The sequence below is a fragment of the uncultured Sulfitobacter sp. genome (assembly GCF_964021855.1).
GTDB lineage: Bacteria > Pseudomonadota > Alphaproteobacteria > Rhodobacterales > Rhodobacteraceae > Sulfitobacter.
The window spans coordinates 37943-53423 of the sequence record NZ_CAXHZD010000010.1 but is presented as its reverse complement, the minus strand read 5'-3'; the positions used below and the strand labels follow the sequence as shown (position 1 = coordinate 53423).

General features: G+C 57.1%; 11 protein-coding genes. 2 read left to right on the top strand and 9 right to left on the bottom strand.

From position 1 onward, the window contains the following. Positions 1–117: 117 nt before the first annotated feature. The 5 genes from AADJ11_RS19340 to AADJ11_RS19320 form a co-directional block, all read right to left on the bottom strand. On the bottom strand, positions 118–2034 hold the full coding sequence (locus tag AADJ11_RS19340) for a type IV secretory system conjugative DNA transfer family protein (RefSeq protein WP_341236047.1): 1917 nt from the start codon (positions 2032–2034) through the stop codon (positions 118–120). Between the two features lie 15 nt (positions 2035–2049). Beyond that, on the bottom strand, positions 2050–3978 hold the full coding sequence (locus AADJ11_RS19335; RefSeq protein WP_341236046.1) for a relaxase/mobilization nuclease domain-containing protein: 1929 nt from the start codon (positions 3976–3978) through the stop codon (positions 2050–2052). 36 nt (positions 3979–4014) lie between these two features. Beyond that, complete coding sequence (locus AADJ11_RS19330; RefSeq protein WP_341236045.1) at positions 4015–4686, bottom strand: helix-turn-helix domain-containing protein; 672 nt, start codon at positions 4684–4686, stop codon at positions 4015–4017. Between the two features lie 750 nt (positions 4687–5436). Further along, positions 5437–5643, bottom strand: a complete 207-nt coding sequence (locus AADJ11_RS19325) for a hypothetical protein (RefSeq protein WP_341236044.1) — start codon at positions 5641–5643, stop codon at positions 5437–5439. Positions 5644–6149: 506 nt separating this feature from the next. After that, on the bottom strand, positions 6150–7079 hold the full coding sequence (locus AADJ11_RS19320) for a DUF2493 domain-containing protein (RefSeq protein ID WP_341236043.1): 930 nt from the start codon (positions 7077–7079) through the stop codon (positions 6150–6152). Positions 7080–8311: 1232 nt separating this feature from the next. Between AADJ11_RS19320 and AADJ11_RS19315 the strand changes: the two genes are divergently transcribed. Further along, on the top strand, positions 8312–9856 hold the full coding sequence (locus AADJ11_RS19315) for a DNA polymerase Y family protein (protein ID WP_341236042.1): 1545 nt from the start codon (positions 8312–8314) through the stop codon (positions 9854–9856). Then, positions 9856–13188: an error-prone DNA polymerase gene (locus AADJ11_RS19310; RefSeq protein WP_341236041.1), complete on the top strand. Its 3333-nt coding sequence runs from the start codon at positions 9856–9858 to the stop codon at positions 13186–13188. Before AADJ11_RS19315 ends, AADJ11_RS19310 begins: the two co-directional genes overlap by 1 nt. A 197-nt stretch (positions 13189–13385) precedes the next feature. Here the strand turns inward: AADJ11_RS19310 and AADJ11_RS19305 are convergent, their stop codons facing one another. From AADJ11_RS19305 to AADJ11_RS19290, 4 genes are all read right to left on the bottom strand, one after another. Further along, positions 13386–14114 (bottom strand): DUF736 family protein, encoded by a 729-nt coding sequence (locus AADJ11_RS19305; RefSeq protein ID WP_341236040.1) that lies wholly within the window; start codon positions 14112–14114, stop codon positions 13386–13388. Between the two features lie 136 nt (positions 14115–14250). Then, complete coding sequence (locus AADJ11_RS19300; protein WP_341236039.1) at positions 14251–14535, bottom strand: hypothetical protein; 285 nt, start codon at positions 14533–14535, stop codon at positions 14251–14253. A gap of 90 nt (positions 14536–14625) precedes the next feature. After that, a complete protein-coding gene (locus AADJ11_RS19295) occupies positions 14626–15072 on the bottom strand; it encodes a hypothetical protein (protein WP_341236038.1) in 447 nt (148 codons plus the stop codon). A 1-nt stretch (position 15073) separates the two neighbouring features. Next, positions 15074–15460, bottom strand: a complete 387-nt coding sequence (locus AADJ11_RS19290) for a DUF6878 family protein (RefSeq protein ID WP_341236037.1) — start codon at positions 15458–15460, stop codon at positions 15074–15076. Positions 15461–15481: the final 21 nt, after the last annotated feature.

Below are 15481 nucleotides of genomic sequence, written 5' to 3'. Positions count from 1 at the left end.
AATTGAATCAGCAGTTCACCTGCCGATCAAGGAAGAGTTTTTCAACAAAATCGGCTCTTTTCTGACCTTCGCCGCGCCATGTTCGAACGGCCGGTTCTAGTTTCTCAGTATTGTGGTTTACTCACCCAATAGCTCTTCAATGAAATCTTCCTGACGATCCAGCATCTCTTCCCAGTCCTTTGGCACATGTGCCGAGCGTTCAACTGTCTCGGGTTCAATCAACCTTTTTTCAGAGTCCACCGCCATTACGCGCATCCCCCGTGACTGTCGTCGCCGCGATCTGTCCCGCACAGGTGCGTTTTCCGCAGTCTCGATCAGCTCCGGCGCTTCAGCTGGGTCGGAACGATCATCTGAACTCCACGGCCCGACACCTTCGACGCTTGGGGGATACGGAAACGGTTTGCCATCCTGCCGCTCAACCATTTGTTTGAACAACGGATCATCATAATACTTGATGCGCTGCGCTTTAATCGGATGCTGCGGCGACGCAAGAATAATAACCTCATCCGGGTCCATTAAACGCGCTTCTGTCTCCGACAACAGCGGCCTCTCTTCAAGCCGCGCTGAAGTCGACGTCGCCCCGAGAATTCCCTTGTTGCGCCCATACATCCGGGTAACCGCCTCCCGCGTCGTGCTGCCGACAGCCGCCGAGACTTCCTTCACGGTGCGCTGGTCCCGCGGTGTGATGTAGAGCTTCAGCCCTGCCCCGTTCTCGAGACTCTCGCGCCCCTCGGGTCCATATATCCGATCCAAGGATGCCAGCGATTGTGCGATCATTGCCACCCTGCCGCCATAGCCCGCCAGTGAATGGATTGCCCGCTCAAGATAGGGCATCGCCCCCATCTGTTGAAACTCATCGATCATCATCATCACGGGCCAGGGCTCATCCGTGCCAGGTTCGTTAAGCCGGATCGAGGCGATGAGGTCAGCGAACATCAGGCGCAGGAGCGGGGCCAGCGTCGCAATGTGATCTTCGGAGACCGCAATGTAGAGCGACTGGGGTGTCTTTCTGAATGTCGAGAAATCAAAGTCGCTGTCTTGCGTTGCCGAACGCACTGCCGGATTATCCCATTGCTTAAGGCCCGCTGTCATCAGCGCCTGGATGTTTGATGTCAGGAGCCGGGAAGACGCGCTGGCCGCATTCGTCCAAAGCTCACGCAGAACGGTCTCTTCGGACTCGTCAGCATAGATCTTGTATTGCGCGTTCTTATACTCGCCGCCCGCAACGATCTTGTTCACCTCGCCCAGGTTCGGCGTGCCGCGCTGGATCGCCAGCAGACAGGCGGCGACGAAGATCGACTTGCCTGCCTCAGAGAAGGTGTCGAGTGTCTTGTTGTCCTTGTCGAGGAACAGATCGGCCAGAATGCTCACTTCGGTGAAGCGCTGCGCGAAAGTAGGTGCCTTGGCGATCCGCGCCAGCGGATTGTAGCGATGCGTCGCATTGGCCCAGTCAAAGGGGCTGAAGCGATAGACCTCATCCCCGTTGATGGCGCGCAAGCGAGATGTCTTCTCAAAGTTCTCGCCTTTGACGTCGAGCACCACGACAGACCCTGCAAAACTTAAGAGGTTCGGGATCACGAAACCGACCCCCTTACCTGCGCGGGTTGGCGCCACCATCATCACATGCGGAATTGTGGTTGAGGAAATGAATTCTCCTTTTGATTTTGGTGCCCCGAGCTTGCCGCAGACGAAGCCCTGGCCAGGGCTCTGCAGCATGTCGTTTTTCTTAAGCTCGGGTTTCGTCTGCCAATGAGCCGAACCGTAATCGTCCCGTTCCTTTTTCCAGGTCCAGGCCAGCGCCAGACCGCCCAAGCCAAGCGCGCCAAACCCAACCGCACCGAATGCCACCTTGAACGCTTCCGGGTGCGCGGCCCGAGTTGCCGCACTCGCCTTCCAGACGGCCAACATATCAAAACTGGTGAACCCAGTCTTGAGCGCCAGCGTCAGGTAAAAGCTGGCGATGATCGTGCCAAGAACCGCGCCGCAGATGGCACCGAACGGAAGGGCGGCCCAGAGAGGAAGTGCCTTGTTCATTTTTCCATCCTCCCCTTAGAATTCCATCTCGTCATCAAGCCCACGATCTCGGCCGAGGTCTTTGCCCAGCGAGTGCTCGTGTTCCTGACCCCGCATGCGCGCCACCTCGATGGCTTTGTCCTGCTGCAGACCTGATGCGCGGTCCGTGAAGACTTGATCGCCGGTCTCCTCAAATGTCATCTCGAGGAATTCTTGCGTAACAGTGATCTGGTCGATCTTGTTGGGCAGCACATCATCCAGCACCTGGTAGTTACCGCGCCGCAGCTCGGCGAGCCCTTCCTCACCCAACTCCTTGAACAGCTCCGCCTGCAGCGTGCGCTCAACGGTTTCTTCCTGCGTCTCGGAAAGCTGGCCATCCCGCAGCATGTCCGCCAGTTCTTGCAGGTATGTATTTGGTGTCCGGTCGTCCTCATCGATCAGGGGCAGATCGGCCGCTTCTTCCTCGGCAAGGCTCGCACCAATTGCGACTCCCAACTCCTTTGCCCGCTCCATCAGCGCATCCATCACGCCATCGACTTTTTCCAGCGCGGCATCGAGTTGATCCTCGTTGGCGCTATCGACGGTCAGCCCATCTTTGCCCAGAACGGCGTTCATGTCGCGTTCGACCCAATCCTGCGCCATCCCGTAGTTTTTGGTGCCGCCAGACGTGATCCGCGCCACCAAATCCTCTCCGTCCATTCCGGCCTCGTCCGCCTGTTCCAGTACGTCTCGCAAACCGTTGTCATTGCCTGACTGCAGGGCGGCGATCAGCACATCGTTGCCAGCGCCAGGCGGATAGGGTTCTTCCAGCTGCTTGCCAAAGCGCGTGCGCAGGTCTGGGTCGGGGACCATTTGCGACAGGTCCGCAATGACTGGTGCCGCTTTCGCCTCGAATGCCGCGCGCTCGGATACGTCAAGCTCTTCTGCTTTCAACCGCAGCGCTTCAATCGTACGCTCCGAGTAATCGATGGCATCACCGACGGTTACAATATCCTTCATATCAATCTCTCCTTCGGTAAATTTCCATGGCGTGCCTGTGCCAAGGTTTGCCGCCATGCCGCGCACAGCCCGGGCCATATGACCCTGATCCATGCGGTCCAATTGGTTGGCGAGGGCTTTGTAGTCTTTGGCGAAGCCCACCACCTGCGCCTGCGCGATAGCAGACTCCTCTGTCGTCATGACAATTTCGCGGGGAAGACGCGCCTCTTCCTTGGCGCGGTAGATCTCTTCAAGTCCCGCAGGCTTCTCGAAGATACCCCGTTCAAGCCGCGTGGTGGCATCGAGCATGACGCCATAGCCTTCGGCGATTTCGGCCTGCTTCTCGCGCATCAGCTGTGGCGACATCACGCCTTCGGCCCAGCAGGAAAACCATGTGCCCTGTTCGAGCCCACGATTGTTCAGGATGATATGGGCGTGCTTGTGCGCCCGGTCGTCATGGACCGCGAGAACGTAATCCCACTGGTCGCCATATTCACCGCTCTCGAAAAAATGCTCGGTCCAGTCCATCGCGATCTCGCGCACCTGATCGACTGTCACGTCGGTCGGAAAAGACAGCAGCATGTGCGATGTGAAGCCAAGCTTGGTCGACCCGCGCCAGGTCTCCGCCCAGGCCTCGATGATGTCCGACTTTTGATCCTCGGTCAGCACCGCAGCATCGGTCAGCGCATTGGTCATCGTCGAGTATGTATAGACCGCCTTGTCGTTGATGTAGCTGAGCTGGTTGCCAAGAGATGCCTGTGTCTTACACCCCCCTGCCCTGATCCGTTTAAAGACCGCTGCCCGGCTTTGACCCGTCGCGGCCTTCGCGACATTGCGCGCCGACATCGATCCGACGCGTGCAAAACTCCGCCCCTGCCGTCGGCCGGCCAGCCGCGCGTCGATCCGCGCCGCAGCCTGGCCGCGGATGCGCTCATCCTCCCAGAGCCTTCCCATGACCGTGGTATAGAGGGCGAGCGGATCAGCCATTACGAGAGTTCCGGTTCGCCAAGGAAGGATCATGCCTCATGGCTCGCGCCTCATGTTTGCCGAAAGGCAGCGATCCGCGTTTGAACTGGAACTATCAAGGACCAGCCTCAGCTCGCCAGCTTCGCGCGGCCTGCCCTCCAGAACCGCCGGTTCCGGCTCTCCGGTTTCTGCCTTTTTCGGCCACGCCTGATGGCGCTGAGCCTGCGCCGCATCCTTCATCTGACCGAGCGTGCGGCTCATGCTTTGCGTCAGATCGAGAAGGTCGATCAGCACTGCGCGATCTGTCTCCGAGACCGCCAGCCTGCCGCGATGCACCGCCTTCGCAAGAGCCAGCCCAGCGTCGCGTACATCTTTTGCCTGACGCCACGCCGTGCAGAATTCTGCGACCAGATCGCGCGGCACATCAAGGAACCCGCATCGCCCGCGCAGCACCGCATTCAGCGCCTGCGATCGATTGGCAAAGCCCCGCGCGCGCCATTCCGCATCAAAGGCTGCGAGCTCTGATGCCGAGGCGCGAAAGCTGACCCGTTCCGAGGGATCACGCACCGCCAGCCCTTCACCCTGCTCTTCCTTGGCAAGACGCGTCACATGCCTGCGAGAGACGCCGTAGGCTTCCGCCAAGACTTTAGGGGTTTCACCTGCTTTGTAACGCCGCGCCAGTTCAATGCGCTGCTCCAGTTTGAGGCGTTTTGGTCTTCCTGTCTTCATCACAAACGTACCTCGCTACATCCAAAATCAAGCATCCGACGGCGCGTGCGAGGCAGCGTTTGCTTGCAAGCGCGCATCCATGTGCAGGCGGATTCATTGTTGCGTGGCACGCTCTCTAGACCCCTCGGACAAATGTCGCAGACAAGTGGCATATCCTGCCAACGTCCTTCTCTTCCCTTTCCTTCATATATCAATACATCATATTGCGCAATTTGTTTCTCTGTATGTTTTATCATTGTGCTTTTCCAGTGAATGAAGACACAGCACTAGGCGCGGTTCTCGGGCTGCCCCTCGAGTCCGTGCCGCAGCTTGTTCCAAGAGAAGATGCAACAGGTGGGAACGCCGCCGCCGGCTCACGGCGAACCATCAACATGGGCTGCTCTCAACAGTACCCGCGCCTGAGGTTCTGTCTGAACTTGCAATGTTCGGACAGATACGAAGGGGCGGGACAGGTCTCAACCGACGGGGCTGACAGGCAGGGTCAAGGGAGGCCAGAATTGCCTCGCCAATTCTCTGCCGCAAAAACCGGGAAGGCAAAGCCGATAGGTTTTTGGGGATGGCCCCCTTGAGGCTGTTTGGCGGCTCTGTCACAGCACACTTCCAACTCCAATGGAAATCATCAGGACTGCCCTACAGTCCTGTCATCCGCAACCGTGACCGCGGCCAAAGGCAAAGGTCTCAACGGCACGCACAGCGATCTCTGGAACGTAAGAACGGGCCGCCTGACGGCGGCCCATCCTCGAAGAAAATTTACTCTTGGGGTTCCTTTGAACTTGGTGGGAACATCACCAGCTCCTGGACACCGACGGGGAAGTCGAGCTTGAGGCTGAAGAACTCCGAGCCGTCCCCGTTGCGGGTGTTGCGGAACATAGCCCCGACACGTTGGAAACGGGTGCGCTCCGCGCCTTCGCCATCGGTGTATTTGACGGGAACTGTTGCGACGTAATGGTTGGTCATTTGGGTCTCTCCTTTTTGCGATGGGAATTTTTTGGCACGGGGGCTAAGGACCGGTCGCAAGCGCAAATGCGGAGGGTCCGCGCCATAGGCGTGGAAACCGTATTTGTGCTTGCCGAAGCGCAGCGTAGGGCACGGCCGGTCCGACCCCGTGCGATCCACATCAATGAGCAAAAAGAAGAGACCCAAATGTGTGCGCCCATATCGCAGTCGCCACAGGTCTCGTTGATCTCGTTTGGAACGAAGGTCAGGATCGCTTTGATGCAATATGTTGGGGTTTGGTCTGTTGCCCTAGGCGGGTGATTGCGTGTTCGATGATGAATGCGTGTCTGGAATCTGCGGTCACGAGTTGGTGATGTTCCGGCCTTTGAGCTCCACGCCATCCTGCCGAGATGGGTTACTGTCAGGCGGCCCGAGGTTGACGAACAGGTGCCCACCCAAACGCACCTTATTTTGCACGCCACCCTTGAGAACGAAGAAAGGGCCACCCGAAGGTGACCCTCTCTGGCTTACGCCTCGCCCGGTGTCTTTGCCGGATCAGCGACCCGCATCACCGTCAGACCTTTCGCTTCGGCTTTCTGTCCGAGGTTCAGTGCGACCCCGTTGCCCCCGAAGAGGACAACTCCAGTTGCGGCAAACTTATCGTCCAGCATCTCGTCATTGCACTTGAACGGTGCGGCACGTCCGTGTGCAGACCAACGCGGATCGAAGCGCGCTTGGTTGATGCACCGCGCGCGTGCCCACCGGGCCGCAATCATTTCCGCTCCATGCTTGCCGCCTTTGTGGCAGATGAAGATATCCTGATTGCGGTTTTGCTTGATGCGATCCCGAACCTTGTCGAGTGTGCGGAAGATGACGTCGATGTCGGTCCAATCGGTTGCCCCTGAGACGATGAGCGGCACCCCCTCGACTTTTGACTTGGCAGCTGTCTCGCGATCATGCTGCTCCAGAAGCTGCTTGGCCTCGAAGACCGCTCCCGTCTCTTGCGCCCGAACGCTGGCCCGCGATCCCGCTGCAGGGATAAAGGCGTTCCCGGTCTCGGCCTCGTAGCATTCCGCTGCCGCTTCCCCCATCGTCTCGATGGCGTCCACGATCTCGCGCAATTGCACGAAGCGCGCTTGGGCCTCTTCGAGTGCTGTCTCAGCGATTTCAGATCCGTCGTGGCATTTTGCCAATGCGCCGATCTTGTCGGCTGTGCGATCAACTTCTTTGCCGAGGGCCACCTTGCGACGCTGCAGGATTGTCGCCAACCCATGCGCGAGAGGTTCGATCTCTCCTTCAAGCCCGGTATTACGAAGCTGTCCGAGCAGAGTCTCGAAGGTTTCGCGGATGATGCTGTCTTTCAGGATGTCATCGTCCGGGATTGGCAGGTGTGCGTCTTTCTCTGTCAGGCCGAAGAGTTCGATTGTCTCGTATGTTGTCGCTTGATCGTAGGCCATGTGTTCATCTCCAGATGTTTGAGTTTGATGACCACCACGTGATTGTGGGGGCATGGCCGATTTCTGGTTCACCGAATCTGTCCGGGTCAGGGACGGCGCAGCCGCCAGCTTGCTGGGCGCAAAAGTTTTCGAAGCGCCACGCTCGCAACAAGCCCACCCTCACGCGCGGGACGGACCTGACAACCCGCACTGCCCTCGCTGAAAAGTTTTGCGATCCTTGAGGCGGGCTGATTCTGTGGCCATCCGGAGGATATGCTTCCATACTCATGTGTGTGTGTTTTGACGCCAGGTTTGCCCGACGCGAGCAGGCAAGCGGTGGGCCGGACACGCAGGCGGGTGCAGCGGCGGGATCGTTTTGCTTTAGCAAAACAGACCAAAGCGAAGGCCGCAGGCGTGGCCGAGACCCGCCGTGCTCGCGAGACGGGCAAACCGGGACACACAGTGCGCCACCGCGGTAAGGCCGCATGGCCGCATGCGCGACGGACCAAAGGGCCGTTATTTGTGATCGTGAAAAGAGGACTCTGCACAGACTAAACAGAGAACAATCGAACCCAATTCTTGATTTCAAACAATCGCTGGCCTATTTAGAACAAAACATGAACAATAGCTAACGTGTATGGATGTCGATTCTACATATGGGCAGGTTATCCGCTTGCCAAAACGCGAGGTGTCGCGTGGTCGGGATACAGACAGAAGGTCTGTGCCCCCCTCACTCACGGACGTGCTTTGCGAGAAGCCTGCCGATCCATCTGCCACCGGCTTTTTAATCGCATCGCTACCCGATACCAGTGGCCCTATCCTCTGGGTGCAAGACCATTCCTCACGCCGCGAGAACGGGCATTTATACACACCCAGCTTAACTGCATATGGTATCAATCGCCCTTTCCTACAGGTCCACGTAAGCCACCCCCGCGATGTGCTTTGGGCGATGGAAGAAGGTGCAGCTTGCGCTGGATTATCTGCTGTCATAGGCGAAATTCATGGCGCACCTGCGGTTCTCGATTTCACAGCAACCAAACGGCTAGCGATGCGGGGCGATGCCTCTGGTGTGCCCATATATCTGATCCGCAGCGGCGATCCTGGCGTTCTGAGCGCTGCCCGGATGCGCTGGCGTGTGACGTCGCTGCCGTCCGCGCGGTTGCCTCAAGACAGCCAAGCACCGGGGTTGCCGCAGTGGGATGTAAACCTTTTTCGTGCGCGCGGACGCGAACCGGGTCGGTGGGTAGCGCAATATGACCCAGACACCAAAAGAACCGCAGATCGTCTCAATCTGGTTTCCCGCGCTGACATTGGAAAGATGGATACGAGTGATAAGCCAGTATCGGACCGCGCCGGGGGATGATGTGCCTGTCGTTCTGTCCCGTGTCGGGTCACATGGGCTTGTGGTCCATTGCGTGAACCAGACGGCCCAAAGTCGCGGGATCAAGGTCGGCAGCCGAGTTGTAGATGCGCAAGCGATCCACCCTGATCTGCATATCGAAGCGGCTGATCTGGAAGGCGATCAAGCGTTGATGCAACGGCTCGTGCATTGGGCGCGACGTTGGTGCCCTTGGACAGCCCAAGACGGCACTGACGGGTTGTTGTTGGACGTCGCAGGCGTTGCGCATCTTTTTGGTGGTGAAGCTGCGTTGCTGCGCGATATGGTTCAGCGGTTTGCGATGCAGGGGCTGACAGCCAAAGTGGCCCTTGCTCCGACACGCGGTGCCGCGCAGGCCTTAGCGAGATATGGCGCAAGGCATCCAATTTGCACAGCAAGAGACGTGGCTATGCAGCTCGCTCCCTTGCCAGTTGCGGCCTTGCGCTTGGATGGGGCTACAAGCCAATTGCTGTCACGGTTGGGTTTGAAGACCATTGGAGCATTGGCCGACGTGCCGCGCGTTGCTTTAATGCGTCGCTTTGCGAATGTGGCCGCAGAGCGCAATCCACTGATCCTGCTGGACAAGGCAATGGGCTATGCGCCTGACCCGTTGAACGCACCGCCGGACCATCTGCGCTTTATGGCCCGTGCCCATTTGCCGGAGCCTGTGATTGATCCCATACCCCACTTAAAAGGCTTGGTAGAAAATCTGTGCGTGATACTTGCCAAGGCAGAACAAGGTGCGCGTCAGCTGCATCTGACAATCTACCGGATTGATAGCGAGTGCAGGACGGTGTCACTGTCACTGTCGAAAGCCAGCCGTGATCCGGCACATATTCTGCGGCTGTTTGATGGCAAGCTGGACAATATCGACCCCGGCTTTGGCTTTGACCTTTTGACGCTTGAGGCATCACGGGTGGAACCTGTTTCACTGGTGCAGGACCGTCTTGATGGTAAGCGGGATGCGCAGGCTGATGTGGCGGGATTACTGGACCGTCTGACCGCACGATTGGGCCGCGACAAGGTAACGTGGTCTACTTGGCATGAGACGCACAAACCAGAACGTGTCGAGGGCCATGTACCTGCATTGCAAGGTGCGCCATCCACCGCGCTTGTGCTGCTGCGTGAACGCCCACTGCGCATCCTCAAACCTGCCGAAGAAATCCGGGTGATCTATGCCGTACCCGAAGGCCCGCCTGCGCAATTTCACTGGCGGCGTGTACTGTATAGAACTGTGCGTCAGGCTGGACCCGAACGTATCGCGCCTGAATGGTGGCGCGACCGCCCCGGCACCCGGCTGCGCGATTACTACAAGGTCGAAGTGCAAGATGGACGGCGGTTCTGGCTGTACCGCGAAGGGGTGATCCACGACGGGCGGGGCGATGATCCGAGGTGGTTTCTGCACGGGTTCTTTGCCTGATGCCCCAGCAGGAAGGTCATAAGCGCCGCACCTTGGACGAGGGAAACGGTTTTGTCTGGCATCCGCCCAGCCAATATGTCGAGTTTGGCATGGCGAGTTGCTTTAGCTTTTTGCGGGCGGCGTCTGATGCCGTTGATCTTACAGCCACGGCCAACCTATTAGGGTATGATCGCATCGGCATCGCAGACCGCAACACGCTGGCGGGTGTCGTGCGCATCCACACCGAAGCGGCAAAAGCGTGTGTGTCGCCCTTGATCGGTTCGCGCTTGGTGTTGCTGTGTGGCACGGAAGTGCTGGCATACCCGCACGACCGCGATGGCTATGCCCGCCTGTCCACGCTGTTGTCCAAGGGCAAGATGCAAACAGCGGATGGTGAATGGCAGGAAAAAGGCGAAACACATCTGACGCTTGAGATGTTGTCGGCACACGCGAACGGTCTGCACCTTATCGTAATGCCATCCGAAAACCTTGATCTGTTTGAGGCAGGATTGCCCCGTCTGGTCAAAGCCTTGCCCCAGATGCGCTATATCGGTGCCACGTTCCTCTATCGCGGCGATGATCGTGCGCGGATCAATCGGTTGGATGGCTTGGCGGGGCAACACGGCATGTCAATTTTCGCGACCAATGATGTGCTATATCACGCACCTGACCGCCGCCCCTTGCAAGATGTGATGGTCGCTATCCGTGAAAGCGTGATCGTGTCAAAGGCAGGTTTCTTGCTTGAGGCAAACGCCGAACGTCACCTGAAACCACCTGCTGAAATGTGCCGCCTGTTTGCCCCGTGGCCCCATGCAATTGCAGCGACACGGTATCTGGCTGACATGATCAAATTCAAACTCACCGACCTGCACTATGAATACCCGCACGAAATTGTGCCGCATGGTCAGACGCCGATGCAGGAACTTGAACGCCTCACATGGAACGGGGCCAATGGGCGCTATCCCGAGGGTGTGCCGGACCATGTGGTCCAGATTATTCATAAGGAATTCGCCCTAATACAAAGCAAAAAAATCGCACGTTATTTCCTGACTATCAACGACATCGTGCGGTTTGCCCGCCATGAGGCTAACCCACCCATCCTGTGCCAAGGGCGCGGGTCCGCTGCCAATTCTGCCGTTTGTTTCTGCCTTGGTATCACATCCGTTGATCCTAACGAACATGATGTCCTGTTTGAACGCTTTCTATCCGAGGAACGGGACGAACCACCCGATATTGATGTGGATTTTGAACATGAGCGGCGCGAAGAAGTCATTCAGTACATGTACCGCAAATATGGCCGTCACCGCGCGGGCCTGTGCGCCACGGTCATCCACTATCGCCCGCGTTCCGCCATCCGCGAAGTCGGCAAGGCGATGGGATTATCAGAAGATGTGACCTCAAAATTGGCTGGCACAATTTGGGGCAGTTTCGAGGGGCAGATGGATGATGACCGTGCCAAGGAAGCTGGGCTGGACCTGTCCGACCCCTATCTGCGCATAGTTCTTACACTGGCAAAACAAATGATCGGGATGCCGCGTCACCTGTCTCAGCACGTGGGCGGGTTTATCCTGACCGAACGACCCCTGATCGAAATCGTCCCAATTGGGAATGGCGCGATGCCAGAGCGTAGTTTCATCGAATGGGACAAAGACGACATCGACGCGCTGCAAATCTTCAAGGTCGATATTCTGGCGCTGGGAATGCTCACTTGTATCGCCAAATGCTTTGATCTGCTTGAGGCCCACTATGACAGGCGGTTGGAACTAGCGACAGTTCCTGTTGAGGACCATGAGGATGACGACACTGGACGCCCGACCTATGACATGCTGTGCCGTGGTGACAGTCTAGGGGTTTTCCAAGTCGAAAGCCGCGCCCAGATGGCAATGTTACCCAAGCTACGCCCCCGCGTGTTTTATGATTTGGTGATTGAGGTTGCCATCGTGCGCCCCGGTCCAATTCAAGGTGACATGGTGCATCCGTACCTTCGCCGCCGTCAGGGTATGGAAAGCGTGGCCTATCCCGCACCCGGCCCACAGTATCCACAAGACGAATTGTTTAATATCCTAAGCCGCACTTTGGGCGTTCCCATCTTTCAAGAGCAAGCAATGAAAATCTCCATTGATGCAGCAAGGTTTTCCCCGCTTGAGGCCAATGAATTGCGCAAGGCGATGGCGACATTCCGGTCACGCGGCACAATTGAAAAGCTACAAGACAAGATGGTCGGGCGTATGACCAAGCGTGGCTACGATCCGGTGTTTGCACAGCGCTGCTTTGACCAGATCAAAGGTTTTGGAGAATACGGATTTCCCGAAAGCCACGCCGCCAGCTTTGCCAAGCTGGTCTATGTCTCAAGCTGGATGAAATGCCATTATCCCGCAGCGTTCGCCTGCGCATTGCTCAATTCCCAGCCCATGGGGTTCTACGCCCCTGCGCAAATCGTGCGCGATGCCCGTGATCATAGCGTCGAGGTGCGCGCGGTCGATGTGAATTATTCTGATTGGAACTGTACGTTAGAACCTTGTGGGGACGGGTTCGCATTGCGGTTGGGTATGCGGTTGGTGGACGGCCTGCAAGAAACGGCAGCACAACGAATCATGAACCGCCGCGATGCACCTTATGCAGATGTGGATGACCTCAAATCCCGCGCATCTTTGGATGTGAAAGCAATACGCAATCTGGCTGCTGCGGACACAATGCGTAGTATGGGCATCGACCGAAGACAGGCGCTTTGGCAATCGAAGGCGTTAAAAGACGCGCCTGCATTGCCGATTTTTGATCATGCACAAATAACAAGCGATGGACATGATCCAGAAGTCGTACTGCCAAAGATGCCAAAGGCTGAACACGTGGTCGCGGATTATCAAACCCTGCGTCTGTCCCTAAAGGCGCATCCCATGTCATTCTACCGTGCCAGCCTACGCGACCAAGGGTATCACGCCGCATCTGACTTGGCATCCATGCGACACGGACAACTTGTTTCCTTGGCCGGGCTTGTCTTGGTGCGTCAAAAACCGGGCAGCGCCAAGGGGGTATGTTTCATTACCCTTGAGGATGAAAGCGGTGTGGCGAACCTCGTCATCTGGCCCAAGATGTTCAAATCTTACCGCCCCACAATCATGTCCGCCCGCTTGATGGTTGTGCATGGACGTGTGCAAACAGATGGCCGTGTGATCCATGTTGTCGCTGATGACCTGCAAGATCGCAGTAAACGGCTTGCAGGATTGTCAGATGCGTCTATGCCGGAAATCACAACACGCGGTGATCATCCAACACATCCGATCCCCGGTCAGGTTGGGATCAGGGGCCATCCACGCAATGTAAGGGTCATTCCAAAGTCGCGGGATTTTCATTGAGTAGAATTGAAAGCGCCCATTCATTTTATTCATTGCAAGGGCAACTTCGTCCGCATCTTGCCTGTTCGTACCGTCCGCAGCGAATGGCGGCTTATCTTGCAGCCTCTATGAGTTCTTTCAGCCAAACCAACAAGAAAAGGGGAGCCACGTTACCGTGGCTCCCCTAGTCAGTCTAAACTATGTGCTGACAATTTCCGTTATGCAACCAACGACAACCCACCGCTTGAGTCCGGCTGCTGATCCTCGCTCTGCACGAACGGAATGATCGAGAACGTCTGACCTCCCCGCTGCTTTTCGTTCTGCACGGCGTTGACGCGCAGATCGCCATCGGGCGTGTTGATCAGCAACGAAACATAGTCGTGCCCTGTCCGGTTGCTCTTGGCCATCCAAGCGGAGCCAACGCGGATCGGCTTGCCTTTCGGAGAGCTGACCTCAATCCGGTAATCTGGGTGGGTGGCTTCGGTCTTGTAGTCGTTCTCGATCAGCATGAAATCCAAATCGAACATCATGTTGGCGATGTAACCTGCGAATGCGTTGTCAGCATCCATTGCGGTCAATTCACCCGAGATCGAGCCCGACTTCATCGTGCCGTTTGAGACCAGCGGAATGATTTCGAAGTCTTCGCTTTTGGCTTTGCGCGCTTCCTGCGTTTGCACCGCGTTGACGCGGAACGGCCCGAGACCAACGTCCAGCTGCATCGAGATGTAGGGATTGCCGCTGGTATTGCCGGTCTCGTTCCAAGCCGTACCGATCCGTACCTTGCGGCCGGATTTGTTAACGGCCGTGACATCATAGTCCGGGCTGCGCTCTGACATCTTTGCGCGGGTTTCCAACTGGATCGCGATATCGAACTTGGTGTTGTGAATGCTGCCGGTGAAGACTGCGGCTGCGGTGTCGGCGTTTTTGGTAAGGGTTCCTGCGAACATGAGACTTATCCTTCTTGAGTTATCGGTGCCCGACGTCTTGCCAGACCATCCGAGATTGCTTTTCGACCCCTTGTGGGATCACAAAACAGAAAGCCTGCTTTCCACTTTCACCCGACCTTTCCGCCCAGAACGCGCGCTATTTGCGGGTTGAGACAGTGCCGCATAGATCACCCTGTCTTTTCTTCTGACGGGCCGTCCCGGTGATGCCCCGCAAGGGGGCCCCACGATCCGCGATATAGAAGTTACCTTCCGCACCATTGAGCCGTGTTCCAGCGCGATTGGTCAAACCGATCGCGCTGCCATTTGGCAAATAGACAATCAGATACTGGTCAAGCCGGTCTTTGTGCACGACGTAGCCAGTGTTCGCCCAATGCACGGTTTTACCTGCATTTACTGCGGTTTTGATGTCTTCGATGTTCATGAGGTTCTCCTGGGGTGGCGCAAAAAAGCCTTCGAGACAGCAATGTCGCGGAGGCCGTCAGATGGGACGATGGCCCGAAATGGCTTTGGTTCAGCAAATGACTGTGCGCGCGTCCATCCAATCCTTGAACCCAAGGATCGTTTTGCCGGCCGACACTTCGGTCATCCAATCAGCGCGCGGATCACTGCCATGTTCATTTTGCACCAGATCAATATGCCCATTGGCCATCCAGCCTTCAGGCTGGATGCGCCGGAACCAGTCGACCATGCTCGGGATACGACCCTGACAGTCTTCCTTCACATGCTGCTCGCCGATCCAACGGACAGGAATGATGCGTCCCGCAGAATTTGTGATCGTTAGACCAAACTCTCGCTCCGCCTCGAAGATACCGTGGGTATGGTGCCGCAAGGCGCGGTGCGTGAAGAACGCCATATGCGCCTTGGACGCATCGAACCAATCGTGAATGGCTTGGTAATCCGAGGGATCACCACCGAATTTCTGTGCGGAGCTTTCGGCGTGATGCAGGGGATGCGCCATATCACAGCCCCTCGTGATAGCTGTGGGTGCTGTCGACAAAACGGTCTGCATGATCGAGGTCGATGCTGTCCTTGGCAATATCCCACGTCAGCGTGCCATATCCGCCTTCGTTGTTCTCGAAGCCCGGATGCTGCTGATAAGCAAAGTCCCAAGCGAAGTCGTTTAGCTGACTGTAAAGCTCGGTTGGCAGCGCAAAATCGGCCGGCTGCAGCGTGATGTCTTCGACATTGCCGGAATCGCCATATCCTTCATATTCTGCGGTCACCTCGGTGACTCCAAAGGCGCGCAACTGCGCAAGCAGCACGGCGCGGACCTCTTTGTTTTCGGCATCGCGCTCGGCAGCCCATTTTTCCATTGTGCTGGCGAAGTCAGTGTTTGTATCTGTCATGGTCTGTTCCTTTTGATGGAG